The 24285-nt window shown below is 56.8% G+C and carries 23 protein-coding genes; 17 read left to right on the plus strand and 6 right to left on the minus strand.

What is annotated here, in order from left to right:
- Window positions 1-135 precede the first annotated feature (135 nt).
- The gene (locus RAC60_RS05190; RefSeq protein ID WP_375092839.1) at window positions 136-1425 is read left to right on the plus strand and encodes a DUF445 domain-containing protein; all 1290 of its coding nucleotides are present in this window, start codon (window positions 136-138) and stop codon (window positions 1423-1425) included.
- Between the two features lie 623 nt (window positions 1426-2048).
- Here RAC60_RS05190 and RAC60_RS05195 read toward each other — a convergent pair.
- On the minus strand, window positions 2049-2894 hold the full coding sequence (locus tag RAC60_RS05195) for a BtpA/SgcQ family protein (RefSeq protein ID WP_058707952.1): 846 nt from the start codon (window positions 2892-2894) through the stop codon (window positions 2049-2051).
- Window positions 2895-2923: 29 nt separating this feature from the next.
- Between RAC60_RS05195 and RAC60_RS05200 the strand changes: the two genes are divergently transcribed.
- Window positions 2924-3805, plus strand: coding sequence for a PfkB family carbohydrate kinase (locus RAC60_RS05200; protein WP_058702600.1), 882 nt, complete (start codon window positions 2924-2926; stop codon window positions 3803-3805).
- On the opposite strand, the gene RAC60_RS05205 is transcribed toward RAC60_RS05200, so the two are convergent.
- Window positions 3798-4748 (minus strand): substrate-binding domain-containing protein, encoded by a 951-nt coding sequence (locus RAC60_RS05205; protein ID WP_375092991.1) that lies wholly within the window; start codon window positions 4746-4748, stop codon window positions 3798-3800. The two genes, RAC60_RS05200 and RAC60_RS05205, sit on opposite strands and share 8 nt — an antisense overlap.
- A gap of 324 nt (window positions 4749-5072) precedes the next feature.
- On the opposite strand from RAC60_RS05205, the gene RAC60_RS05210 reads away from it, so the two are divergent.
- The 7 genes from RAC60_RS05210 to RAC60_RS05240 all read left to right on the plus strand — a co-directional run bounded on the left by RAC60_RS05210 (window position 5073) and on the right by RAC60_RS05240 (window position 11746).
- Window positions 5073-6095, plus strand: a complete 1023-nt coding sequence (locus tag RAC60_RS05210; protein ID WP_205959102.1) for a LacI family DNA-binding transcriptional regulator — start codon at window positions 5073-5075, stop codon at window positions 6093-6095.
- Between the two features lie 376 nt (window positions 6096-6471).
- Window positions 6472-7218, plus strand: coding sequence for an ATP-binding cassette domain-containing protein (locus RAC60_RS05215; RefSeq protein WP_161784123.1), 747 nt, complete (start codon window positions 6472-6474; stop codon window positions 7216-7218).
- A 22-nt stretch (window positions 7219-7240) separates the two neighbouring features.
- On the plus strand, window positions 7241-8242 hold the full coding sequence (locus RAC60_RS05220) for an ABC transporter permease (RefSeq protein ID WP_161784121.1): 1002 nt from the start codon (window positions 7241-7243) through the stop codon (window positions 8240-8242).
- A gap of 3 nt (window positions 8243-8245) precedes the next feature.
- Window positions 8246-9325: a phosphotriesterase gene (locus RAC60_RS05225; RefSeq protein WP_033739235.1), complete on the plus strand. Its 1080-nt coding sequence runs from the start codon at window positions 8246-8248 to the stop codon at window positions 9323-9325.
- A 12-nt stretch (window positions 9326-9337) separates the two neighbouring features.
- The gene (locus RAC60_RS05230; protein WP_375092843.1) at window positions 9338-10093 is read left to right on the plus strand and encodes a glutamine amidotransferase; all 756 of its coding nucleotides are present in this window, start codon (window positions 9338-9340) and stop codon (window positions 10091-10093) included.
- Window positions 10093-11202, plus strand: a complete 1110-nt coding sequence (locus tag RAC60_RS05235; RefSeq protein WP_375092993.1) for a M20 family metallopeptidase — start codon at window positions 10093-10095, stop codon at window positions 11200-11202. The genes RAC60_RS05230 and RAC60_RS05235 overlap by 1 nt, the downstream gene beginning before the upstream one ends.
- A 211-nt stretch (window positions 11203-11413) precedes the next feature.
- Window positions 11414-11746: an SH3 domain-containing protein gene (locus RAC60_RS05240; RefSeq protein WP_243835878.1), complete on the plus strand. Its 333-nt coding sequence runs from the start codon at window positions 11414-11416 to the stop codon at window positions 11744-11746.
- A gap of 63 nt (window positions 11747-11809) precedes the next feature.
- Here RAC60_RS05240 and lptG read toward each other — a convergent pair whose 3' ends face one another.
- Together lptG and lptF are read right to left on the minus strand one after the other, a co-directional pair.
- Window positions 11810-12886, minus strand: coding sequence for an LPS export ABC transporter permease LptG (gene lptG, locus RAC60_RS05245; RefSeq protein ID WP_033739231.1), 1077 nt, complete (start codon window positions 12884-12886; stop codon window positions 11810-11812).
- Window positions 12886-13986: an LPS export ABC transporter permease LptF gene (gene lptF / locus RAC60_RS05250; RefSeq protein WP_033739230.1), complete on the minus strand. Its 1101-nt coding sequence runs from the start codon at window positions 13984-13986 to the stop codon at window positions 12886-12888. The genes lptG and lptF overlap by 1 nt, the downstream gene beginning before the upstream one ends.
- Window positions 13987-14254: 268 nt before the next feature.
- On the opposite strand from lptF, the gene pepA reads away from it, so the two are divergent.
- The 4 genes from pepA (at window position 14255) to RAC60_RS05270 (ending at window position 19734) form a co-directional block, all read left to right on the plus strand.
- Entirely contained in the window at window positions 14255-15766 is a 1512-nt protein-coding gene (gene pepA, locus RAC60_RS05255) for a leucyl aminopeptidase (RefSeq protein WP_033739229.1), read from the plus strand.
- A gap of 69 nt (window positions 15767-15835) precedes the next feature.
- Window positions 15836-16294 carry a DNA polymerase III subunit chi gene (locus RAC60_RS05260; protein ID WP_033739228.1) on the plus strand — a complete coding sequence of 153 codons (459 nt, stop codon included), beginning with the start codon at window positions 15836-15838 and terminating at the stop codon, window positions 16292-16294.
- Window positions 16295-16299: 5 nt separating this feature from the next.
- Entirely contained in the window at window positions 16300-19155 is a 2856-nt protein-coding gene (locus tag RAC60_RS05265) for a valine--tRNA ligase (RefSeq protein ID WP_375092846.1), read from the plus strand.
- An 81-nt stretch (window positions 19156-19236) separates the two neighbouring features.
- Complete coding sequence (locus RAC60_RS05270) at window positions 19237-19734, plus strand: GNAT family N-acetyltransferase (protein WP_185200018.1); 498 nt, start codon at window positions 19237-19239, stop codon at window positions 19732-19734.
- A gap of 5 nt (window positions 19735-19739) precedes the next feature.
- Here the strand turns inward: RAC60_RS05270 and RAC60_RS05275 are convergent, their stop codons facing one another.
- Both RAC60_RS05275 and rraB read right to left on the minus strand, forming a co-directional pair.
- On the minus strand, window positions 19740-20501 hold the full coding sequence (locus tag RAC60_RS05275) for a tRNA-(ms[2]io[6]A)-hydroxylase (protein WP_033739224.1): 762 nt from the start codon (window positions 20499-20501) through the stop codon (window positions 19740-19742).
- 57 nt (window positions 20502-20558) lie between these two features.
- Window positions 20559-20981 (minus strand): ribonuclease E inhibitor RraB, encoded by a 423-nt coding sequence (rraB, locus tag RAC60_RS05280; protein WP_006121795.1) that lies wholly within the window; start codon window positions 20979-20981, stop codon window positions 20559-20561.
- A 163-nt stretch (window positions 20982-21144) separates the two neighbouring features.
- Between rraB and argF the strand changes: the two genes are divergently transcribed.
- The 4 genes from argF (at window position 21145) to ridA (ending at window position 24274) form a co-directional block, all read left to right on the plus strand.
- The gene (gene argF, locus RAC60_RS05285) at window positions 21145-22152 is read left to right on the plus strand and encodes an ornithine carbamoyltransferase (RefSeq protein WP_006121794.1); all 1008 of its coding nucleotides are present in this window, start codon (window positions 21145-21147) and stop codon (window positions 22150-22152) included.
- 242 nt (window positions 22153-22394) lie between these two features.
- Window positions 22395-23330 (plus strand): aspartate carbamoyltransferase, encoded by a 936-nt coding sequence (gene pyrB, locus RAC60_RS05290; protein WP_006121792.1) that lies wholly within the window; start codon window positions 22395-22397, stop codon window positions 23328-23330.
- A 10-nt stretch (window positions 23331-23340) separates the two neighbouring features.
- Entirely contained in the window at window positions 23341-23805 is a 465-nt protein-coding gene (gene pyrI / locus RAC60_RS05295; protein ID WP_006121791.1) for an aspartate carbamoyltransferase regulatory subunit, read from the plus strand.
- 82 nt (window positions 23806-23887) lie between these two features.
- Entirely contained in the window at window positions 23888-24274 is a 387-nt protein-coding gene (gene ridA, locus RAC60_RS05300) for a 2-iminobutanoate/2-iminopropanoate deaminase (RefSeq protein ID WP_006121790.1), read from the plus strand.
- Window positions 24275-24285: the final 11 nt, after the last annotated feature.

The raw sequence follows: 24285 nt of genomic DNA on the forward strand, positions 1-24285 counted from the left end.
TTTTTAGGAACAGTCTGATCAGCACATCGCCCGACATGTTAAGACAGAGCGGTTTAGTACCAGACTTAACTGCGCTTTTCGGCCTGCATCGGGCAACGTTGACTTACTCAGCAGGCAAGCTGCTAAGATCAGGATATGGATAAACAACGCGAACTAAAACGGACCAAACGCCTGGCGCTTTCGCTGCTGCTGCTGGCCACCATCACTTTTGTTGTCACGCTGTTTCTGCCGCCCAACTTCTACGTCAGCGGTATCAAAGCCATTGCCGAAGCTGCGATGGTCGGGGCGCTGGCCGACTGGTTTGCGGTGGTGGCGCTGTTTCGCCGCGTGCCGGTGCCGTTTATTGCCCGTCATACGGCCATCATTCCGCGTAATAAAGATCGCATCGGTGAGAATCTGGGCCGCTTTGTGCAGGAAAAATTTCTGGATACCGATTCGCTGCTGAATCTGATCCGCCGCCACGATCCGTCGCACATGCTGGCGACATGGCTGAGCGCGCCCGGTAATGCCGATCGGGTCGGTCGTCATCTGTTGCAGGTGATGCGCGGCTTTCTCGATCTGACGGATGACGCACGCATCCAGCACTTCATGCGCCGGGCGGTGCACAAGGCAATCGACAAGGTGGATCTCAGCCAGACCGGCGCGCTGATGCTGGAAAGCCTGACCAAAAATAACCGCCATCAGGAGCTGCTGGATGCCGCGGTCGATCAGCTGCTGCGGCTGCTGGATAAACCCAGTACCCGGGAATTTATTGCTAACCAGCTGGTGCGCTGGCTGAAGCGCGAGCATCCCATCAAGGCCAAAATGTTACCGACCGAGTGGCTGGGCGAGCACAGCGCAGAACTGGTGGCGAATGCGGTGGATTCGCTGCTGGATGATGTGGCGCTGGATCAGGGCCATGAACTGCGGCTGGGCTTTAACCGCGCGGTAGATCGCCTGATTGAGAAGCTGAAAAACGATCCGGAAATGGCGGAACGCGCCGAGGTGATTAAAGGCTGGCTGAAAGACGATCCCACGCTGAACCGCTATATCGGCGAGCTGTGGGGCGATCTGCGCGACTGGCTGAAAGCGGATCTCAACAGCGAGGCGTCAAAAGTGCAGGACAAGGTCCGCCAGGCGGCGCTGTGGCTGGGCGAAACCCTCGCCGCCGATGAAGGGCTGCGCAGCTCGATGAATCAGCATCTGGAAGACGCTGCCCGCAGCGTCGCACCGGAGTTCGCGGCGTTCCTGACGCGCCATATCAGCGACACGGTGAAAAGCTGGGATGCGCGCGATATGTCGCAGCAGATCGAGCTGAACATCGGTAAGGACCTGCAGTTTATCCGCATCAACGGCACGCTGGTGGGCGGCACCATCGGGCTGGTGCTGTATCTGCTGTCGCAGATTCCGGCGCTGCTGCCGGTGGTGAAAGGCTGGCTGGCCTGATTTAACACTGCCCTGTTCTGCTTAATTCAACTACATGATTAAAGGGAGGTAAACATCACCTCCCTTAGATGCGGCCTGAACGTGATTTACCTGAAGGACTTCACGATAATTTCAAGCAGTTGCAGTAGTGCAACCATGAGCTTCAGAAAAACGCGAGCGATTTCTATCCATCTCATACGCTGGCTCCTGTGGTCAGGAGCACTTACAGCCTGCGTACCTTTCCGCTGCCTGTAACAGGCTGATTAGGTTGATAATGCATGATGTGCCCCTGGAGGTTAAGGCACTGACGGCACCACCCGTTGCAGCCAGGACTTGTCGGTCATGAAACGCATCTTTCACAGCACGATGCGGCCTCAGAGCACATCAACATCAACCTGGAAAAGCATAATAAAAACACTGTATAAATAAACAGAAAAATACAATGATTGCGAGCGAATCCTCAAACCAATCCAGTCAGAGCGTACAATAAAGCATCACCTGCTTGCACCATGCCGGATTAATTCGTATAGTTCAAAACGTTGATAATGCATGATGTGCACCGCACGCAATCGTGCTGACGTAAACAAAAAACCTCGCCTCACCCGCGGGGTTTTTTGTTGTCTGCGCCAGAGAATAAACGGCGGTTATGCCTGATCCAGCGTCGCCTGCGCCACGGCCATAAACTGTTTTACCCTGTCCCGGTCCACATCGTTCCACCAGACGCCGTCCACCTTGAGCGCGCTGGCCACAATCACGCCCTGGGTGCGTCCCAGAATCTGGCAGACATTGGCGGGCGTGACGCCCGAACCCACCAGCAGCGGTAAGGCGGTGGCGGCGCGGATCTCGTCGATTTCGTCCAGCGTGGCGCTGTCGCCGGTACGCTGTCCGGTGGCGATAACCGCATCGGCTTCAAAGAAATCAACGTCGCGGGTCAGTTCCTGAATGGAGCGGTCGGCGACTATCGCATGGCTGCCGTGTTTAACGTGGCTGTCGGCAAACACCCGAATATGTTCGGCACGTAGCTGGCTGCGGTAGCGCAGCGCTTTGGCGGCGGCCCCTTCAATAAAGCCTTCGTTGGCAATATACGCATTCGCCCACTGGTTGACGCGGATAAAATCCGCCCCGCCCGCCAGCGCGGTGGCAAAGGCAGGCAGCGCGGCGTTCGCCAGCACGTTAATACCCAGCGGTACGCCAAAACGTTCGCGCACTTTTTCCGTAATTACCGCCATGAATGCCGGGGTTTCCGGACCAATATCCTCGGGTTTTGAAAAGGGAATATCGCCATGATTTTCCACGATCAGGCCGTGAACACCGCCGAGAATATAGTTTTCGGCATCGCGTAAGGCGCGCTCAATGATCGCGCTGACGGATTTGCCGCGATATTTTGGCGAGCCCGGAAACGGGTCACAGTGAATCACGCCAATAACGGCTTTGGGGCGGGAAAATATCGCTTGTATTGCGTCATTTTTTTCTGCTGATATAGCAACCATCGCGTCTTTATCCTGTTCAGGAAAACACTATGCGTGTTTATGTGGCTGGTAATATTACTGTCGATGAAACCTGGTCTGTCACGGATATTCCGGCTAAGGGCGCCTCTGTGCATGGTTATCACCGTTCGCAGGATATCGGCGGTAAAGGCGCGAATCAGGCGATCGTATTATCCCGCTGCGGCATTGAGACGGTTTTACTTGCCGCGACCGGTCATGACAGTAAAGGAAACTGGATCCGTCAGCAGCTTATACACGAGCCGGTGACGTTACTGCCTGCACAGCCTGTTGCGGCCCTGAGTGATACCTCACTTATTTTAAACAGCGCCGACGGCGATAACGCCATTATTACCAGTACAGCGGCGGCTGAGGCGCTGGATATCACGACGCTCAGTCACCATCTTGCCGGCGCGCGTCCGGGCGATCTGCTGGTCCAGCAGGGTAATTTCTCGCCCGGGAAAACCCACGCGCTGTTCAGCCTGGCGAAATCCCTTGGTCTGATCACCGTCTTTAACCCTTCGCCGGTGCACGCCGGTTTTCGCGCCTGCTGGCCGCAGGTAGATATTGCGGTAGTGAATCAGCATGAAGCCCAACAGTTAGCGCCCGGTGCCGTTAAAACGTTAGTGGTTACTCACGGCAGCGCCGGGGCCTGGCTGATTCAGGGCGAGCAGCGGACGTTTTGCCCGGCGCAGCCCGCTCATGCCGTGGATACCACCGGTGCAGGCGATACCTTTCTTGCCGTGATGCTGGCATCCGCACTCCTCCGTGGGGGCGAGATTGATAAGTTAGCACTTACTCACGCCAGCAAGGCTGCCGCGCTGACCGTCAGTCGGCATGGCACACGTCAGGCCTTTCCCACCGCAGAGGAGCTCGCCGCGCTGCTCCAGGCAGGCGGCGAGTCAGCGGTTATTTAAACATCGCGCGATAGCTGTCCACGTTGGCCTTGGTCACCACCGTGGCCGGCACCAGAATGGTTTTCGACACGGTTTTGCCTGCGGTAATCGCGTTCAGAGCCTTCACCGCCTCTTCACCCATCTTTTTCGGGTCCTGTTGCAGGACAGCCGTGACATACCCGCCATCAATGCCGCTGATAGCTTTAGAGGTCAGATCCCAGCCAAAGACTTTGATGTCTTTCTGGCGGCCCTGGTTTTCCACCGCCGCAATCGCGCCCAGCAGGGCCGGTTCGCCGGTCGCGTAGATGGCGGTTAAATCCGGGTTGCCGGTGATCAGGTTTTCTGCCGCCGTCATCGCCGTATCCTGCACGTTCTGGCCATCAACCACATCCGCGACGGTGATGCCTGGATGACTTTTAATGGTTTCTTCAAACCCTTTTTGACGCTGGTTCTGCACGGCTGAATTCAGCGCGCCCACAATGCCCAGTCGCGCTTTGCCGCCCATATTTTTCGCCACGCAGTCGACAAAATATTTACCAATAATTTTGCCGCCTTCCAGGTTATCCACGCCCACCTGTGCCGCCTGTGGGCCCGCCGGTAATACCGCATCAATCGCAATGACCGGTATTTTGGCGGCGGCCGCTTCTTTAATGGCCGGCATAATGCCGTTGACGTCAATCGCGTCCACCATAATGCCCTTCACGCCCTGCTGAATATAATTTTCGATCGCGTCGTTTTGCGATACGGGATTATCGTTGGCGTTAAAGATCACTAAATTTTTACCGCTGGCTTTCGCGGCTTCCTGTGCGCCCTGATTCATCTGATTAAAAAACAGGGCCTGCTGATTAATCTGAACCAGCGCATACGTCGTGGCGGCGTGCGCCAGTGAAAATAACGAACCCGCAGACAGTAAGCCGGTAGCCAGCGCAACCGCGCGCAGTTTTCTGGTGTTAAATGCCATCATCATAAAATTCCTCGTCGGGAATGTGCGATAACCAGTCGATCTCCGCATCGTAATGCAGAGGGATTATTGTTGGCGGGCAAATATCGTCTGAATGGCTGATTCAGCCAGGACCTGAATAACCGACTTTCTGTTCGCCGTCCATTATGGTGAACTTGTGAAAGGGATTAATCGGGTTTGGGAGTGACTCCCGGGTCATGCGGTAAACTGTCTCTACCATTCGCTTCCGGCAAAATTTTGTCAAGCGATTATTTTATCGTCAGCGGTCAGGGAAAATACTGTATTCGCTGCGCGTAACTGTGTTACTGATAGCCGATTGCGGGCAAGATGGCAGAAGATATGAGTAAAAAACGGGTGTTGTTATCCGACGTCGCAGCGCTGGCCGGGCTGTCAAAAGCGACCGTATCCCGCTATATGAATCAAAGCATTATGCTGCCGCAGGAAACCATCGACCGGATTGAAGCGGCGATTCGTCAACTGGATTATCGCGGCAACAGCCTGGCACGCCGTCTGAGCAAGGGCGGCAGCGAAACCTTAGGGCTGGTCTTGCCCGATATTACCAACCCCTTCTTTGCCGAACTGGCCGATGCCGCCGAAGAAGCCGCCTCGGCCCACGGCTACAGCCTGGTGCTGTGCCTCACCCGCAACCATCCTGACAAAGAGAGCCAGTTTATTCGCTGGCTGGATACCTGCCAGGTGGATGGCCTGCTGTTTACCACTAACCATCCTGATAACGGCCTGTTACGCAAAGAAATTAACCGCCACCAGCGCATCGTACTGCTGGATGAAGACATTCCCGGCAGCGTGGTGCCCAAGGTCTTTGCCGATAACGTGCAGGGCGGCCGGATTGCCACCGAAAACCTGATCGCCGCCGGTCACCGCCATATCGCCTTTGTCGGCGGGCCGGATGAGCTGATGAGTGTGCGCGAACGCTATCAGGGCTTTTGCACCGCGATGACGCAGGCGGGCCTGCACGTGCCGCCCGAATGGGTGATGTACGGCGAATACCAGCGTGAATTCGGTGAGCAGGCGCTGGAACGGCTGTTCAGCCGCGATGAGCGCCCTACCGCTGTCTTTGCCGCCAGTGATTATCTGGTGCTGGGACTGCTGGATGGCCTGCGCGCACGCGGACTCACAGCCCCTGAGGCGCTGTCGCTGGTGGGCTTTGATGACGCGACCTATGCCGACTTTACCCAACCGCGCATTTCTACCATCCGCCAGCCCGCGCGGGAACTGGGCCGCACGGCGGTTCACATCATGTTGCGCATTCTGAATGACGACCTCGCCGTGCCCGCCGAAACCCGCCTGCCGGTGGAATGGGTGGCGCGCGATTCGATACAAATGTGTTAACAACGTCCCAAAATGGCGCAAAAGTGCACAGTTTTAGCGCAAATAACGCGCTTTTTAATTTCACAGCGTTATAGTGAGTAAACCGGTTTACCTGAAATTAACATTTAAATGTTTTGCATTACAAAAGGTTAGACCGTGAATGTCGCGCCTGTTCCCAGGCTGGCACGGAAGCTGCAATGTCGTACTCGGCAAACAAATATCGTTGTAGCGCGTTGTTCTGTATGTAATGACAAAGGGTTTATCTTGCAGGTAAACCGGTTTACAAGGGCGTAAACCGTGCCGGATAACCTCTTTTTACCCACAGAACAACTTTCCCGTTAGCGGTGATGGGAGTGATCACATGCAGCAAATACAACCTGCCCCGGCACGGGTAGAAATGGTGAATATTACCAAGACTTACGGCGCGATACGGTCCCTGCGCGGCGTCAATCTGCAACTGGCCCCGGGCGAAGTGCTGGGCCTGGTGGGCGATAACGGCGCGGGTAAATCCACGCTGACCAAAGTGCTGTCTGGCGCAGTCGTGCCCACCAGCGGCACGATTCGTATCGATGGTGAAGACCAGCATTTCAGTAACCCGGCGGATTCCCGCCGCTGCCATATCGAGATGGTGTATCAGGACCTGTCGCTGTGCGACACCGTCGATGTGGCGGGCAACCTGTTTATGGGACGTGAGCCGATGAAGTCGATTCTCGGCATTCCGTTTCTGGACGAAGAAAAAATGCACGCTGACGCACGGGAAATGCTGAAAGGCCTGGGCATTTCAATCCCCGACACGCGCTTACTGGTGCGCAATCTCTCCGGCGGTCAGCGCCAGGCGATTGCCATTGCGCGCGCCGCCGCCTTCGATCCCAAAGTGCTGATTATGGATGAGCCCACCGCCGCGCTGGCCGTCGCCGAAGTCGAGGCGGTGCTGGAGTTGATCCGTCGGGTCTCGGCGCGTGGCGTGAGCGTCATCCTGATCACCCATCGCTTACAGGATCTGTTCCTGGTGTGCGATCGCATCATGGTGATGTACGAGGGCACCAACGTAGCGGAGCGCCGCGTGGCCGACACGGATCTGACCGAGATCGTCAATTTGATCGTGGGTGAGAAGTTTGTCGCCCGCTCGGCCGCCGCGCACTGAGCGAGGTAACAGGATGACTATTATGAATCTGAGCAGTTCCCGTATGGCGCAACACTCGTTGCCGCGCCGCCTGCTGCACAACCACTCTGGCGTGGTGAGCATCGCGCTGTTTTTTGTGTTCTGCTGCGTGGTGTTCTCCCTGATCACTGGCAACTTTCTCAGCAGTGCTAACTGGCTGAATATCATTCGCCAGAGCGCGCCGCTGCTGATCGTCGCCACGGCGATGACGCTGGTGATCACCACGGGCGGCATCGATCTTTCCGTAGGATCGACGCTGGCGCTGGTCGGCGCGTTGTCGGCTATCGCGCTGAATAACTGGGGCCTGCCCTGGCCGGTGGTATTGCTGGGTGGCCTGCTGCTGGGCGCGCTGGTAGGAGCCATCAACGGCTTCTTTATCGCCTATGAAGGCATTCCGGCCTTTATCGTCACGCTGGCGACGCTGGCGGTAGTGCGCGGCGTGGCGCTGCTGATTACGCAGGGCTATTCCATTCCCATCCCTGCCGACAGCCCGTTCGCTTTTATGGGCCGCGCCTGGGTACTGGGCGTGCCGATGCCCGCGCTGATCGGCATAGTGGTGCTGATCGTCGGCCATATCGTGCTGAATCATATGCGCTTTGGTCGCTATGTCACGGCGATTGGCGCGAATGCGGAAGGCGCGCGCCGGAGCGGGATTAACACCAAAGCCGTGACCATGAAGGTCTACATCATCAGCGGCATGGCGGCGGCGCTGGCGGGCATGATCATCACTGCGCGTCTGGGCAGCGGCTCCTCCAACCAGGGCGAAGGCTTTGAGTTACAGGTTATCGCGGCGGTGGTGCTGGGCAGTACCAGCCTGTTCGGTGGTTTCGGTACCGTTATCGGCACGCTGCTCGGCGCGCTGTCGATTGCCATCATCCAGAACGGCCTGATTTTGTCGCACATCTCCCCGTTTTATACGCAGATCGCCACCGGTACGATTATTTTGCTGGCCATCTGGCTGAACACCCGCATTCTCAATCCGACGCGATCGGCGGCGAAAGGATAGTTGATGAAACATTCTATTTTTCGCCATCCCGATCCGCTGCCGCTGGGCATCAACAGCGGCTATGTGATGACCGTACTCGGTCCGCTGCCGGTGAGTGAAATGGGCGTGACGCTGATGCACGAACATATTCTGCTGGATGCCTCCGGCAAGTGGGTGCCGCCCTGCTGCTGTGGCGATCGTCACCTGGCGGAAATGCCGGTCAGCATCGAAAACCTGGGCGAGCTGTCGCTTAACCCGCTGATCAGCCGCGATAACTGTCAGCTGTTTGATGTGGATTTGGCGATTGAAGAGCTGATGAAGTTTCGGGCACTGGGCGGCGAGACGGTGGTGGATCCCACCAATATCGGCATTGGCCGTGACCCGAAAGCGCTGCAGCGCATCGCGCGCCTGACCGGGCTGAACATCATTATGAGCACCGGGCTGTATCTGGAGCCATCTCATCCGGACTGGGTCAAAACGATCAGCATCGAAGCGCTTGCTGACAAGCTGATTTACGACCTGGGCGGCCGGGAAGAGAAACCTGAGGTGCTGGCCGGTTTGATCGGCGAAATCGGCGTTTCCAGCCGCTTTACTCCCAACGAGGAGAAATCCCTGCGGGCGGCGGGCCGCGCCAGTGCCGCGACACGGGTGCCGGTTGAGGTACATCTGCCCGGCTGGGAGCGATTAGGCCATCGGGTACTGGATATTCTGGAAGAAGAAGGCGCTGACCTGCGTCACGTGGTGCTGTGCCACATGAACCCCAGCTTTGCCGATAAGCGCTACCAGCGCGATCTGGCGCAGCGCGGCGCCTTTCTGGAATACGACATGATCGGCATGAGCTATTACTACGCCGATGAGTCCGCGCAGTCACCATCCGATGAAGAGAATGCCCGCGCCATTCGCGAGCTGATCGATGACGGCTTTATCGAACAGATTTTGTTATCGCAGGACGTGTTCCTGAAAACCATGCTGACCCGCTACGGCGGTCACGGCTATGGCTACATCCTTAAACATTTTGTCCCGCGCCTGAAACGCCACGGCGTTAGCGGCGAACAACTTGAAACCTTACTGATTGCTAACCCACAGCGCGTTTTTGGTGGGTAAGGGAGAAGCGTAATGCAGAAGAAAATTTTACTGGTCGGGGAATCCTGGACAAGCACATCCGTTCACGTCAAAGGCTTCGATCAGTTTGCCACCGCCACCTGGCACAATGGCGCGACCGACTTTATGGCGGCGCTGGCCGACAGTGATTATGCCATTACCTACATGCCCGCTCATGCCGCCGCGACCGAGTTTCCGCTGACGCCTGCGGGGCTTCAGCAGTGGGATGCGATTATTCTGTCCGACATCGGCGCCAATACGTTGCTGCTGCACCCGGATACCTGGCTGAAGAGCCAGCGCACGGCAAACCGCCTGACGCTGATCCACGACTACGTGGCGGCGGGCGGCGCGCTGATGATGATTGGCGGCTACTTTAGTTTTCAGGGCATCAACGGCGGCGCGCGCTATCGCAACACGGCGGTCGAGAAGGTGCTGCCGGTGCGCTGCCTGGCCTGGGATGACCGCATCGAAAAGCCCGAAGGGGCCTATCCCAGCGTGACCGAATCTCACGCGCTGTTTACCGATATGCCGGGCGACTGGCCATGGTTACTGGGCTATAACGAAGTGGAAATGCACCCGGAAGGTAAACTGCTGGCGACCATTGCCGGAACGTCACATCCGTTGCTGGCGGTGCGCGAATATCAACAGGGCCGCTCGCTGGTCTGGACCAGCGATATGTCTGCCCACTGGCTGCCGCAGGAATTTGCTCAGTGGCCGGGTTATCGCCAGCTGTGGATCAACTGCCTGGACTGGTTAACGGTGCGCGGCTGATGAGCGAGAGCCAGACGCTGGCGCAGCAGCTGTTGCGCTTTGACACCATTAATCCGCCGGGCAACGAAGCAGCCTGCATGCACTTTCTGGCGGACTGGCTGGCGGAACGGAGCTTTGACGTCACCCTGTCCACCTTCGGCGAAAACCGCCTGAACCTTATTGCCAGCCTGCCTGGCAGCCAGCCCGGACCGCAACTGGGATTTACCGGCCATCTGGATACGGTTCCGCTCGGCAATGCCGACTGGCAGCACGATCCGTTCGGTGAAATTGTCGGGGATAAACTGTATGGGCGCGGTTCGAGTGATATGAAGGCCGCCGTTGCGGCCTTTGCCGTCGCCTGCGTTACGCACCAGCAGGCGATTCGACAGGGTTCCGGCGTGGTGATGTTAATTACCGGCGGCGAAGAAACAGGCTGCGATGGTGCGCGGGCGCTGATCGACAGCGCTGACCTGCCCGAAGTGGGCGCGTTGATCGTCGGCGAGCCCACCGCCAACTATCCGGTTATCGGCCATAAAGGCGCACTCTGGCTGCGCTGTGAAACCCGGGGCAAAACGGCCCACGGCGCGATGCCGGAGCTGGGTATCAATGCCATTTATCTGGCGGCGGACGCGCTGGGCAAAATTCAGCATTTCTCACCCGGCGCGCCGCATCCGCTGATGAAGCAGCCGACCCTCAATGTCGGCCGCATCGTGGGCGGCCTGAACATTAACTCCGTGCCCGATCGCACGCAATTTGACGTGGATATCCGCAGCGCCCCCAATCTGCAGCACGCCACCATTCGTCAGCAGCTTACAACGTTACTGGGCGACAGCGTAACGGTGACCACGCTGGTGGATCTGCCCGCGGTGCTGAGCGAAGACAACCAGGCCTGGATTCAGTCGGTTTATCAGCACTGCCAGCCGTTACATAATGCCCCGCTGACACCGCGCATTGTGCCCTACTTCACCGATGCGTCCTTGCTGCTGCCCGCGCTGGGCAATCCGCCCTGTATTATCCTCGGCCCCGGCGAGCCGTCGATGGCGCACCAGACCGATGAACACTGTCTGCTGAGCCGGTTAGCGGAAGCGGAGGTGCTGTATGGTGCGTTGATTCACGACTGGATGACGTGATGAAGAGATGATGCATGCGCGGAGCGGCGTCAGCCCCGCTTTCCTGAGTCTTAATCTTTTCCTATACGGCGGTTTTTTTCACTTCAAACCTTTCCGCCTTTACGCTGCGCCGACACGGTCTGATATGGACGTAAAAGCCATCAGGGATTTCCCCTCTATAATGATTGCGGTGTTTCAGGCCAGAGAGAACATGATGAGACGGCGAGCATGCGTGATAAAGCGTTATGTGTCTGCATATCCCGATCCCCTTTTCGTGGAGGCAGGCGACGTTGCGGTGGTCAGCCACTGTGATCTGGCATGGCGAGGCTGGCTGTGGATAATTTTGCCCGGTGGAAAAGCAGGCTGGGCACCTCAGCAATACTTTTCGCTACGTAGTCCAAATCAGGTTATCTGTCGGCAAACCTACAGTGCGCAGGAACTGACGGTCAGTCCCGGTGAGCAGGTGAGCGTAACGACATCGCTGAACGACTGGTACTGGGCTGAACGCGCATCGGGCGAGTGCGGCTGGGTGCCTGGAGAATGCATCAGGCTGTTGGATGACTGACCGATGCGTAGTAGCTGCAAACAAAAAGGCCGCCCGAAAGGCGGCCTTTTTCACGGCAGGCGCTTAACGCCGTTTCACCAGCATAAACAGACTGATGGCAAAGAAGACGAAGCTTGGCAGTATCGCGCCGAAAATCGGCGGCAGGCCGTAGACCAGGCTGAGCGGGCCGAAAATCTGGTCCAGCACATAGAACAGAAAGCCGAAGCTGATGCCGGTCACCACGCGAACGCCCATTGAAACGCTGCGCAGGGGGCCGAAGATAAACGACAGCGCCATCAGCATCATCACCGCAACCGACAGCGGCTGGAAGATCTTGCTCCACATGTTCAGGCGGTAACGACCGGATTCCTGGCCGCTCTGCTTCAGGTATTTACTGTAATCGTAAAGGCCGGTAATCGAGAGCGCATCCGGATCCAGCGCCACCACGCCCAGCTTGTCAGGCGTCAGATTTGTTTTCCATTCGCCGCCCAGGCTTTGTGAGCCGGTAATTTGTTTGGGATCGGTGAGGTTCGATTCATCCACCTGCGACAGCACCCACAGCTTTTTGTCTTTATCCCATTTGGCCGAGGCCGCGTAGCGAACATTCTCTAAGCGGCGCGCGTCGTTGAAGTTATAAATACTGACGCCATCGATCTCATCGTCGCCTTTAATGCGCTCAATGTAGATAAAGCTGTTGCCGTCTTTTGCCCACAGGCCGTTTTGTGTTGAAACCAGCGCGCCGCCGTAGAGCTGCTGCGCGCGGAAATTACGCGCCATCTGCTCGCCCTGCGGGGCAACGAACTCGCCGATAGCCATGGTCAACAGGACCAGCGGAATCGCCGTTTTCATCACCGACAGCGCCACCTGCATGCGGGTAAAACCCGCCGCCTGCATCACGACCAGCTCACTGCGCTGCGCCAGCGTTCCCAGTCCCAGCAATGCGCCTAACAGGGCGGCCATCGGGAAGAAGATTTCGATATCTTTTGGTACGCTCAGCAAGGTGTAATAGCCCGCATCCAGCGCGCTGTATGCACCCTGGCCGGTCTTACGCAACTGATCGACGAACTTGATGATGCCGGACAGCGAGACCAGCATAAACAGCGTGAGCAGAATGGTATTAAAGATGGTTTTACCAATGTAGCGATCAAGAACGCGAAACATCAGATCGATCCTCCGCGTGAAAAGCGCGCGCGAATCCGGCGCGCAGGCACCGTATCCCACAGGTTGAGCACAATCGCTAACGCCAGGTAGCTGAGGTTAACCACCCACATCCAGATGGCCGGATCCAGGCGGCCTTTGGCTCCACTTGAACGCAAAGAACTTTGCAGCAGGAAGAAAATCAGGTACAGCAGCATGGCGGGCAGCATGGACAGTACGCGCCCCTGACGTGGATTGACCACGCTGAGTGGTACCACCATCAGGGCCATCACCAGCACAGAGAACACCAGCGTCAGACGCCAGTGAAACTCGGCCTTAAATTCCGGCGTGTTGTTGGCGTAGAGCGTGCTCAGGGGAGCCTGATCCACATCGTTAGGATCCAGCGTCGCCTGCTTATAGCCTATATAGGCCTGGTAGTTGGTGAAATCCGTAATGCGGAAATCACGTAACAACGCTGTGCCCTCAAAGCGAGTACCTTTGTCCAGGGTGACGATCTGCGAACCGTCTTTTTCCTGTTGCATATGGCCGCTGTCGGCCAGTACGACGGACGGGCGGGCATTGCCTTTTGGCCGTAGCTGCGCCAGGAAGACATGGCCGAAATGGTTGCCTTTTACGTCTTCCACGAACAGCACATTATTGCCGTCGCTGGAGGTCTGGAACTGCCCGGCCGCCATGGCCGCTGCGCCGGGGTTGGCCTTGGCGTTTTGCGTAACCTGATCCTGATAACGTGACGACCAGGGGCCGAGCCAGATGACGTTAATCGCGGCCACAATCGACGTGAACAGCATCAGAATCATCGCCGCTTTGACCAGCACCGCTTTGCTCAGCCCGCAGGCGTGCATCACGGTAATTTCACTTTCCGTATACAGCCTTCCCAGCGTCATTAAAATCGCCAGAAACAGGCTAAGGGGCAGAATAAGTTGCGCCATTTCAGGCACACCGAGTCCTAACAGCGTCAGAACAAGGTTTGTCGGCACTTCGCCATCCACCGCAGCCCCTAAAATCCTGACCAACTTCTGGCAGAAGAAGATCAACAACAGGATAAACAGGATAGCCAGCTGGCTTTTGAGCGTTTCCCGAACCAGATATCTAATAATGATCACGCTTAATACGCCTGTGAAAACTTGTCTTTTTGCAGGAAAATCGCTAATTTCAACGCTTATTAGCCATTTTTCTTCATAAATGGCCGAAGCCAGCGCTAAAAATGTATACGAATTGCATGTGGGTGGTGAAAAAACAACATGTTGTCACCCTGATTCATTACGACCGTCGACAGCATGCTAGCATGTTGCACCGATTAATAAATGAGTCATGAATGCGCTACATTCTAGCGGCAGCTACGGCTGTTGTCTTTAAGATTCAGGAGAGTGCATGGAGTTCAGTGTAAAAAGCGGTAGTCCGGAAAAACAGCGCAGTGCATGCATTGTAGTTGGTGTTTTCGAACCGCGCCGTCTGTCACCGATTGCCGAGCAGCTGGATAAAATCAGCGATGGCTATATCAGCGCCCTGCTGCGCCGCGGTGAGCTGGAAGGTAAAGTGGGTCAGACGCTGCTGCTGCATCATGTGCCGAATATCCTGTCAGAACGTATTTTGCTGATTGGCTGCGGCAAAGAACGCGAGCTGGATGAGCGTCAGTACAAGCAGGTGATTCAGAAAACCATTAACACGCTGAATGACACCGGCTCGATGGAAGCCGTGTGCTTCCTGACCGAACTGCACGTCAAAGGGCGCAACACCTACTGGAAAGTGCGTCAGGCTGTCGAAACCTCTAAAGAGGCGCTGTATAACTTCGACCAGTTGAAGAGCAACAAAGCCGAACCGCGCCGTCCTTTGCGCAAGCTGGTGTTTAACGTGCCGACCCGCCGTGAGTTAACCAGCGGAGAACGGGCGATTCAGCACGGCCTGGCCGTTGCGGCGGGCGTGAAAGCGGCCAAAGATCTGGGCAACATGCCGCCGAATATCTGTAATCCGGCTTACCTGGCTTCTCAGGCGCGTCAGCTGGCGGATGCCTACAGTAAACACATCTCAACCCGCGTGATTGGCGAGCAGCAGATGAAAGAGCTGGGCATGAACGCCTATCTTGCCGTCGGGGCCGGTTCGCACAATGAATCCCTGATGTCGGTGATTGAGTACAAAGGCAACCCGGATACCGATGCACGCCCCATCGTGCTGGTCGGTAAAGGGCTGACCTTCGACTCCGGCGGTATTTCTATTAAGCCTGCGGACAGCATGGATGAAATGAAGTACGACATGTGCGGTGCGGCATCCGTTTATGGCGTGATGCGCATGGTCGCCGAGCTGAACCTGCCGCTGAACGTCGTGGGCGTACTGGTCGGCTGTGAAAACATGCCGGACGGCAAATCCATGCGCCCGGGCGATGTGCTGACCACCATGTCTGGCCAGACCGTTGAAGTGCTGAATACCGATGCCGAAGGTCGCCTGGTGCTGTGCGATGCCCTGACCTACGTCGAGCGTTTTGATCCGGAAGTGGTCATCGACGTGGCGACGCTGACCGGCGCCTGCGTGATCGCGCTGGGCCATCACGTCAGCGGCCTGCTTTCGAACCACAACCCGCTGGCCCATGAGCTAATCAGCGCGTCAGAACAGTCGGGCGACCGCGCCTGGCGCCTGCCGATGGCCGATGAGTACCAGGAACAGCTGGAATCCAATTTTGCCGATATGGCCAACATCGGTGGCCGTCCGGGCGGCGCGATTACCGCCGCTTGCTTCCTGGCGCGTTTTGCGCGCAAATATAACTGGGCGCACCTGGACATCGCCGGCACCGCGTGGCGCTCCGGCAAGGCCAAAGGGGCCACCGGCCGTCCGGTGCCGATGCTGTCACAGTTCCTGCTGAACCGTGCAGGTCTGAACGGCGACGACTAAACGCCCGGGCAACCGAACCAACCGGGGTGGACGCCATGTCGCCCCGCTTTTCTTTTAGCAGGCAATTCGATGAAAAACGCAACCTTCTACGTGCTGGAAACCGATGCATCCCGCGACGGCTTAACCGCTGTGGAAGCGCTGGTGTGCGATCTGGCGGAAACACGCTGGCGGGCCGGTAAGCGAGTGCTCATCGCCTGTGAAGATGAGCAGCAAGCCATTCGGCTGGATGAGGCGCTCTGGCAGCGCCCTGCCAATGCCTTTGTGCCACATAATCTGGCTGGCGAAGGTCCGCGCTACGGCGCACCGGTCGAGCTGGCCTGGCCGCAGCGTCGGGGCAATTCACCGCGCGACCTGCTGATCAGCCTGCTGCCGCAGTTTGCAGATTTTGCTACTGCTTTCCATGAAGTGATAGACTTCGTTCCTTATGAAGAATCGCTCAAACAGTTAGCGCGCGATCGCTATAAAGCCTATCGCAGCGTTGGCTTCCAATTGAATACGGCAACGCCACCACAGCCGCAAACGACATAGCAGAAATGGATAAGACATATAACCCGCAAGATATCGAGCAGCCGCTTTACGAGCACTGGGAAAAGCAGGGCTACTTCAAACCGAATGGCGACACCAGCCAGGAAAGCTTTTGCATCATGATCCCGCCGCCGAACGTCACCGGTAGCTTGCACATGGGTCACGCCTTCCAGCAAACCATCATGGATACCATGATTCGCTACCAGCGCATGCAGGGCAAAAACACCCTGTGGCAGGCCGGTACCGACCATGCGGGCATCGCCACGCAGATGGTGGTTGAGCGTAAGATCGCCGCAGAAGAAGGCAAAACCCGTCAGGATTACGGTCGTGATGCCTTTATCGACAAAATCTGGCAGTGGAAAGCCGAATCCGGCGGCACCATTACCCGCCAGATGCGCCGCCTGGGCAACTCTGTGGACTGGGAGCGTGAACGCTTCACCATGGATGAAGGCCTGTCCAATGCTGTAAAAGAAGTGTTTGTGCGCCTGTACAAAGAGAACCTGATTTACCGCGGCAAGCGCCTGGTGAACTGGGATCCGAAACTGCGCACCGCGATCTCTGACCTGGAAGTGGAAAACCGTGAGAGCAAAGGCTCCATGTGGCACATCCGCTATCCGCTGGCCAACGGCGCCAAAACCGCCGACGGGAAAGATTATCTGGTTGTCGCCACCACACGTCCGGAAACGCTGCTGGGCGATACCGGCGTAGCCGTGAACCCGGACGATCCGCGTTATAAAGATCTGATCGGCAAGTTTGTCATGCTGCCGCTGGTTGATCGCCTGATCCCAATCGTGGGTGACGAGCACGCGGACATGGAAAAAGGCACCGGCTGCGTGAAAATCACCCCGGCGCACGACTTCAACGACTATGAAGTGGGCCGTCGTCATAAGCTGCCGATGATCAACATCCTGACCTTTGACGGGGATATCCGTGAAAGCGCGCAGGTTTACGATACCAACGGCGAAGCCAGCACCGTCTACAGTGACGCGATCCCGGCTGCGTTCCAGAAGATGGAACGTTTTGCGGCGCGTAAAGCCATCGTGGCCGCGGTGGACGAACTGGGCCTGCTGGAAGAGATCAAACCACACGATCTGACCGTTCCTTACGGCGACCGCGGCGGTGTGGTCATCGAACCGATGCTGACCGACCAGTGGTACGTCCGCACGGCACCGCTGGCAAAAGTGGCCGTTGAAGCCGTTGAGAACGGCGATATTCAGTTTGTACCAAAACAGTACGAGAACATGTACTTCTCCTGGATGCGTGACATTCAGGACTGGTGTATTTCCCGTCAGCTGTGGTGGGGCCACCGCATTCCGGCCTGGTACGATAACGACGGCAATGTATACGTTGGTCGCACCGAAGACGAAGTGCGTAGCGAAAACGACCTGGCCGCCGATGTGGCGCTGCGCCAGGACGACGACGTACTGGATACCTGGTTCTCTTCAGGTCTGTGGACGTTCTCAACGCTGGGCTGGCCGGAAAACACCGAGGCCCTGCGGACCTTCCACCCGACCAGCGTGCTGGTCAGTGGCTTTGACATTATCTTCTTCTGGATTGCCCGCATGATCATGCTGACCATGCACTTCATCAAAGATGAAAACGGCAAACCGCAGGTGCCGTTTAAAACCGTCTATATGACCGGTTTGATCCGCGACGAAGAAGGCCAGAAGATGTCCAAATCCAAGGGCAACGTGATTGACCCGCTGGATATGGTTGACGGCATTTCGCTGGAAGATCTGCTGGAAAAACGCACCGGTAACATGATGCAGCCGCAGCTGGCCGAGAAAATCCGTAAGCGAACCGAGAAACAGTTCCCGAACGGTATTGAGCCATCCGGTACCGATGCGCTGCGCTTTACGCTGGCCGCGCTGGCATCAACCGGTCGTGATATCAACTGGGACATGAAGCGCCTGGAAGGTTATCGCAACTTCTGTAATAAGCTGTGGAACGCCAGCCGCTTTGTGCTGATGAACACCGAAGATCAGGATTGTGGTCAGAACGGTGGCGAGATGACGCTGTCGCTGGCCGATCGCTGGATTCTGACCGAGTTCAACCATACGGTGAAAGCTTACCGTGAAGCCCTGGACAGCTATCGCTTCGATATCGCCGCCAACATTCTGTATGACTTCACCTGGAACCAGTTCTGTGACTGGTACCTGGAGCTGACCAAGCCGGTGATGAACAGCGGCAGCGAAGCAGAACTGCGCGGTACGCGCCATACGCTGGTTCATGTACTGGAAGCGCTGCTGCGCCTGGCGCACCCGATCATTCCGTTCATCACGGAAACCATCTGGCAGCGCGTGAAAGGCCTGAAAAATATCAGCGATGACACCATCATGCTGCAGCCGTTCCCGCAGTTTGATGCGGCGAAAGAAGATGCCGAAGCCAAAGCCGACATTGAGTGGATGAAGCAGGCGATCATCGCGGTGCGTAACATCCGTGCGGAAATGAACATCGCGCCGAGCAAGCTGCTGGATGTGCTGCTGCGTGACTGCTCGCCGGCGGCCCAGCGCCGCGTTGAGGCCAACCGTAACTTCCTGTCACGCCTGGCGCGTCTGGAAAGCCTGACCATTCTGCCTGCGGGCGAGAAAGGGCCGGTTTCGGTGACCAAAATTGTTGAAGGCGCCGAGCTCCTGATCCCGATGGCGGATCTGGTGGATAAAGCCGCCGAGCTGGAACGTCTGGCGAAAGAGCTGGTGAAACTCGATGTTGAAATCGAGAAGATTCAGACCAAGCTGGCCAACGAAGGCTTTGTGTCCCGTGCCCCGGAAGCGGTCGTCGCCAAAGAGCGTGAACGCGTTGCCGACATGGAACAGTCCAAAGCGAAACTGATTGAACAGCAGGCGGTGATTGCGGCATTGTAATGCGTCGTAGTCCGATAGCTTGAACCTGAAGCCGGGCTTTGCCCGGCTTTTTTATTGCGCTGACTTTGTACCGGAATCCTGATGAGAACCACTGCCGATATTCAGCTGCGGCCCATTACTGCCGCCGACAATCCCCATATCGCCCGGGTCATCCGCGACGTCTCTGCGGAATTTGGCCTGACGGCGGATAAAGGCTACACCGTTGCCGATCCTAATCTGGACCAGCTGTTTGAGCTGTACAGCGCTGAACACAGCGCTTACTGGGTGGTGGAACATCAGGGGAAGGTGATGGGCGGCGGCGGCATTGCCCCGCTCGCCTGCAGCGCGCCGGATATCTGTGAACTGCAAAAGATGTATTTCCTGCCCGCTATCCGCGGCTTCGGCGTGGCGCGCGAACTGGCGCTGTTAGCCATGGATCATGCGCGCCAGCGGGGCTTTCAACGTTGCTATCTGGAAACCACCGGCAGCCTGACGCGCGCCATTAAGCTTTATGAATCGCTGGGCTTTGCGCGCATCGACCATGCGCTGGGCTGCACCGGCCATGGCGACTGCGAGTTCAGGATGCTGAAAACGTTGTAACGCCGTCAAAAAGCCGGGACGCCGCTGTGAAAGCGCAGCTCCGTGTCCGGCTCACTAATCAGCCTGGCCTCCGCTTCACCAATCGCCCGTACGCGCGCCGTAATGTCTTTGGGTGATATCTGTGCCGCCAGCGCCAGGTAATCCTGGTAATGGCGGGCTTCAGAACGCAGCAGCGAGATATAAAACTTCTCGAGTTCACTGTCCAGGAAAGGCGCCAGGCTGGCAAACCGTTCGCAGGAGCGCGCTTCGATATAGGCACCGCAAATCAGCTTATCCACCAGCGTATCGGGTTCGTGCGTGGTCACTTCGCGCAGCAGCCCTTTGGCGTAACGACTTGAGGTGATTTTCTCGTACACCAGACCACGCGACTGCATAATTTCCCACACCTGATAAAAGTGATGCAGCTCTTCTTTAATCAGCAGCACCATTTTCTCTACCAGATCGTCCGCCCACGGCAGCGCATTGCGTACGATGATCGTTTTAGTCAGATTTTTATGGGCGTTGATAAAATCGCTGTCGCCGTCTTCGCGAAAGATAAAATTCTCGTAAGGCCGCAGCCACGCCAGAATCCGGTCTCCACTTGGCTTGTCGGCGACATATTTGCGAATCAGCCAGACGGCGGTCTGTGCGGCTTTCAGTTCACACACCAGGTGGTCGGTCAGGAGCAGCGTGAGGTTTTCAGGTTTGCGCGCTTCATCAATCCAGGCCTGCGGCGTGCGGCAGTGTAAAAATTGCTGTATCGGTTCAAGTAAGGGTGCGTAATTCATGAATGTCAGACAGGGCCGGAAAACAGAAAAGGCGGAGCAGACTCCGCCCTCGTCAGATTAGTGGCGAATGCCGTTATCGTCTTCGTCGATGACATCGCCATCGTCTTCATCGTCATCCTGGGCATTCGGATCTTCAAAGTAGGTGCCCCAGCCGTCGTAGTCGACGTTATATTTTGCCACCAGATTCACCAGCTGCTCTACCTGCGCGTCGATCAGCTCCGCTTTCAACGCGCCTTCGCTGAGAATGTCCACGCACATGACGGTGGTGCCGTCTTCCAGCTCCAGCTCTTCCGGCTCGGTGACTTCATAGCCCAGCTTAAACGCGTCCACCGCCGCTTTTTCCAGCGAGTCAAAGTTATTACAGGAGAGATGGTGCTCAATGGTATAGAGCGCATCGGGATCGCTGCCATCCTCTAACAGTTCTTCGATGATCAGCCGCGTCTCTTCACGCTGCTCTTCCAACAATGCTTCAAATGCCATGGCGATATCCTCTCTGAGTTCGGCAATAAGTCATTATTTTCCCATACTGCCTGTCGCGCCACTACACAAAACAGAAAAGATTATTCTCGCCAGGGTTGAAAATGCATATTCATACGGTTAAATTGAATTTTAATTCATTACGAAACCCGTACCGGAGTGCTGTATGAGTCAGTTGTATCACCGTCATTTTCTCAGGCTGCTGGATTTTACCCCGGCCGAGATCGATTACCTGCTTGCCCTGTCTGCCGAATTAAAACACGCCAAAAAAACCGCCAGCGAAACCCAATACCTGAAAGGCAAAAACATCGCGCTCATCTTCGAAAAAGACTCGACCCGTACCCGATGCTCTTTCGAAGTTGCCGCCTACGATCAGGGAGCTAACGTCACGTATCTTGGCCCGAGCGGCAGCCAGATCGGCCATAAAGAGTCGATGAAAGACACCGCGCGCGTGCTGGGCCGCATGTACGACGGCATTCAGTATCGGGGTTACGGTCAGGCACTGGTGGAAACGCTGGCCGAGCACGCGGGCGTGCCGGTCTGGAACGGCCTGACCACCGAGTTTCACCCCACCCAGTTGCTGGCTGACCTGCTGACCATGCAGGAGCATCTGCCCGCTACACCGCTGAATAAGATGACGCTGGTATACGTTGGCGATGCCCGCAATAACATGGGCAACAGCATGCTGGAAGCCGCCGCGCTGGTCGGGCTGGATCTGCGCATGGTTGCGCCGCAAAGCTGCTGGCCGGAAGCCGGGCTGGTCGCAGAATGCCGTCAGGTCGCCGAAAAGACCGGCGGTAAAATCACCCTGACGGCGGATATTGCCGAGGGCGTAAAAGGTGCCGATTTTATCTATACCGACGTCTGGGTTTCCATGGGCGAAGCCAAAGCGGTGTGGGAAGAACGGATTGCCCTGCTGCGCGACTATCAGGTGAACCGTGCGATGCTGGCGCTGACAGGCAACCCGGCGGTGAAATTCCTGCACTGCTTACCGGCTTTCCATGACGATCAGACCACGCTGGGCCGCCAGATGGCAGAACAGTATGGCCTTAAAGACGGCATGGAAGTCAGCAATGAGGTTTTTGAGTCGGCACACAGCATCGTGTTTGACCAGGCTGAAAACCGGATGCACACCATCAAAGCGGTAATGGTCGCCACGCTGGGACAGCGCTAATCAGACAGACGCAAACGGTTACCTGTCACGCGATTTTTCCTTGATGCCAACCCGCGATGGCGTATAATGCGCCACAATTTGCCGGAGGAAACATGCAACAGCATCGTGGACAATGTGACGCGCTATCTCGCCTGACCGCAGGCGGCACCGCTGTTTCTTTCCGTCATCGAACCGATCTCAAAAAAGCCCCTTTCTAAGGGGCTTTTTTTTGTCCGCAATCCGGCCGCGCAGAGGAGAGAGCTATGGCTAACCCGCTATATCGCAAGCACATCATTTCAATTAACGATCTCAGCCGCGACGAGCTGGAGCTGGTGCTGCATACCGCCGCCCGGCTCAAAGCCAACCCTCAGCCGGAACTGCTGAAACACAACGTGATCGCCAGTTGCTTCTTTGAAGCCTCCACCCGCACCCGGCTGTCGTTTGAAACCGCCATTCATCGCCTGGGTGCCTCCGCCGTCGGCTTTGCCGATGGCAGTAACACCTCGCTGGGCAAGAAGGGGGAAACCCTGGCGGATACCATTTCCGTCATCAGCACCTATGTGGACGCGATTGTGATGCGTCATCCGCAGGAAGGGGCAGCCCGACTGGCCACGGAGTTCTCCAACGGCATTCCCATTCTGAACGCGGGCGACGGCGCGAATCAGCACCCGACACAAACGCTGCTGGACCTGTTTACTCTTCACGAAACCCAGGGTCGTCTCAGCAATCTGAACGTGGCCATGGTGGGCGATCTCAAATATGGCCGTACCGTTCACTCGCTGACCCAGGCGCTGGCCAAGTTCGACGGCAACCGCTTCTTCTTTATCGCGCCGGATGCGCTGGCAATGCCTGCCTATATCACCGATATGCTGGACGAGCAGAATATTGCCTGGTCGCGCCATGACAGCTTTGAAGAGGTGATGCCTGAGCTGGATATTCTCTATATGACCCGCGTGCAAAAAGAGCGGCTCGATCCCTCAGAATATGCCAACGTCAAAGCCCAGTTTATTTTACGGGCAGCCGATCTGGCCGGAGCCCGCGATAACATGAAAGTGCTGCATCCGCTGCCCCGTATTGATGAAATTACCCCTGACGTGGACACCACGCCGTACGCCTGGTATTTCCAGCAGGCAGGTAACGGTATTTATGCGCGCCAGGCCCTGCTGGCGCTGGTACTGAACAGCGACATCGCCCTGTAAGGAGTGAACAATGAGCCACGATAACAAACTGCAGGTCGAAGCCATCAAAAACGGCACGGTTATCGATCATATCCCGGCGCAGGTGGGCTTTAAGCTCCTGTCGCTGTTTCGCCTGACCGAAACTGACCAGCGCATCACTATTGGTCTGAACCTGCCGTCAGGTGAAATGGGCCGTAAGGACCTGATCAAGATCGAAAACACCTACCTGACCGACGATCAGATCAATCAACTGGCGTTCTATGCGCCGCATGCGACGGTCAATCGCATCGACGACTATGAAGTGGTGGCCAAGATCGCCCCGGCGCTGCCGGATCACATCGATCGGGTGCTTACCTGCCCGAACAGCAACTGCATCAGCCGCAGCGAGCCGGTGTTCTCCAGCTTCGCCGTCAAGCACCGCGCCGATGAGGTGCACCTGAAGTGCAAATACTGTGAGAAAGAGTTCGCCCGCCATGTCGTGCTGGGCCACTTTTAATCGTCCCGGGCGCGCCTATAATGGAACGCGTTCTGTTGCGGGCGGCATCGTTGCTGCCCCGGCCTTACTTTAAGGAGAAATGATGTCTCGTGAAATCAGTACGGAAAAAGCCCCTGCGGCCATTGGCCCTTACGTACAGGGCGTTGATCTCGGCAACATGATCATCACCTCGGGTCAGATTCCCGTGAACCCGGCCACCGGTGAGGTCGCCGATGATGTGTCTGCGCAGGCACGTCAGTCGCTGGAAAACGTGAAGGCAATCGTGGAAGCGGCGGGACTGACGGTAGGCGATATCGTTAAAACCACCGTGTTCGTGAAAGATCTGAATGACTTTGCGACCGTAAACGCCACCTACGAAGCGTTCTTTACTGAGCACAAGGCAAACTTCCCGGCGCGCTCGTGCGTGGAAGTCGCCCGTCTGCCAAAAGATGTGAAGATTGAAATCGAAGCGATTGCACTGCGTCGCTGATAAAACGCGTG

The organism is Pantoea sp. BR_17 (genome assembly GCF_041955125.1).
In the GTDB taxonomy this organism is placed as follows: Bacteria; Pseudomonadota; Gammaproteobacteria; order Enterobacterales; family Enterobacteriaceae; genus Pantoea; species Pantoea stewartii.

Excerpts from the sequence above, each read along its gene's own strand:
- RAC60_RS05190 (WP_375092839.1), top strand. The coding sequence starts at position 136 with ATGGATAAACAACGCGAACTAAAACGGACCAAACGCCTGGCGCTTTCG.
- RAC60_RS05195 (WP_058707952.1), bottom strand. The coding sequence starts at position 2,894 with ATGGTTGCTATATCAGCAGAAAAAAATGACGCAATACAAGCGATATTT.
- RAC60_RS05200 (WP_058702600.1), top strand. The coding sequence starts at position 2,924 with ATGCGTGTTTATGTGGCTGGTAATATTACTGTCGATGAAACCTGGTCT.
- RAC60_RS05205 (WP_375092991.1), bottom strand. The coding sequence starts at position 4,748 with ATGATGGCATTTAACACCAGAAAACTGCGCGCGGTTGCGCTGGCTACC.
- RAC60_RS05210 (WP_205959102.1), top strand. The coding sequence starts at position 5,073 with ATGGCAGAAGATATGAGTAAAAAACGGGTGTTGTTATCCGACGTCGCA.
- RAC60_RS05215 (WP_161784123.1), top strand. The coding sequence starts at position 6,472 with ATGGTGAATATTACCAAGACTTACGGCGCGATACGGTCCCTGCGCGGC.
- RAC60_RS05220 (WP_161784121.1), top strand. The coding sequence starts at position 7,241 with ATGAATCTGAGCAGTTCCCGTATGGCGCAACACTCGTTGCCGCGCCGC.
- RAC60_RS05225 (WP_033739235.1), top strand. The coding sequence starts at position 8,246 with ATGAAACATTCTATTTTTCGCCATCCCGATCCGCTGCCGCTGGGCATC.
- RAC60_RS05230 (WP_375092843.1), top strand. The coding sequence starts at position 9,338 with ATGCAGAAGAAAATTTTACTGGTCGGGGAATCCTGGACAAGCACATCC.
- RAC60_RS05235 (WP_375092993.1), top strand. The coding sequence starts at position 10,093 with ATGAGCGAGAGCCAGACGCTGGCGCAGCAGCTGTTGCGCTTTGACACC.
- lptG (WP_033739231.1), bottom strand. The coding sequence starts at position 12,886 with ATGTTTCGCGTTCTTGATCGCTACATTGGTAAAACCATCTTTAATACC.
- pepA (WP_033739229.1), top strand. The coding sequence starts at position 14,255 with ATGGAGTTCAGTGTAAAAAGCGGTAGTCCGGAAAAACAGCGCAGTGCA.
- RAC60_RS05260 (WP_033739228.1), top strand. The coding sequence starts at position 15,836 with ATGAAAAACGCAACCTTCTACGTGCTGGAAACCGATGCATCCCGCGAC.
- RAC60_RS05265 (WP_375092846.1), top strand. The coding sequence starts at position 16,300 with ATGGATAAGACATATAACCCGCAAGATATCGAGCAGCCGCTTTACGAG.
- RAC60_RS05270 (WP_185200018.1), top strand. The coding sequence starts at position 19,237 with ATGAGAACCACTGCCGATATTCAGCTGCGGCCCATTACTGCCGCCGAC.
- RAC60_RS05275 (WP_033739224.1), bottom strand. The coding sequence starts at position 20,501 with ATGAATTACGCACCCTTACTTGAACCGATACAGCAATTTTTACACTGC.
- rraB (WP_006121795.1), bottom strand. The coding sequence starts at position 20,981 with ATGGCATTTGAAGCATTGTTGGAAGAGCAGCGTGAAGAGACGCGGCTG.
- argF (WP_006121794.1), top strand. The coding sequence starts at position 21,145 with ATGAGTCAGTTGTATCACCGTCATTTTCTCAGGCTGCTGGATTTTACC.
- pyrB (WP_006121792.1), top strand. The coding sequence starts at position 22,395 with ATGGCTAACCCGCTATATCGCAAGCACATCATTTCAATTAACGATCTC.
- pyrI (WP_006121791.1), top strand. The coding sequence starts at position 23,341 with ATGAGCCACGATAACAAACTGCAGGTCGAAGCCATCAAAAACGGCACG.
- ridA (WP_006121790.1), top strand. The coding sequence starts at position 23,888 with ATGTCTCGTGAAATCAGTACGGAAAAAGCCCCTGCGGCCATTGGCCCT.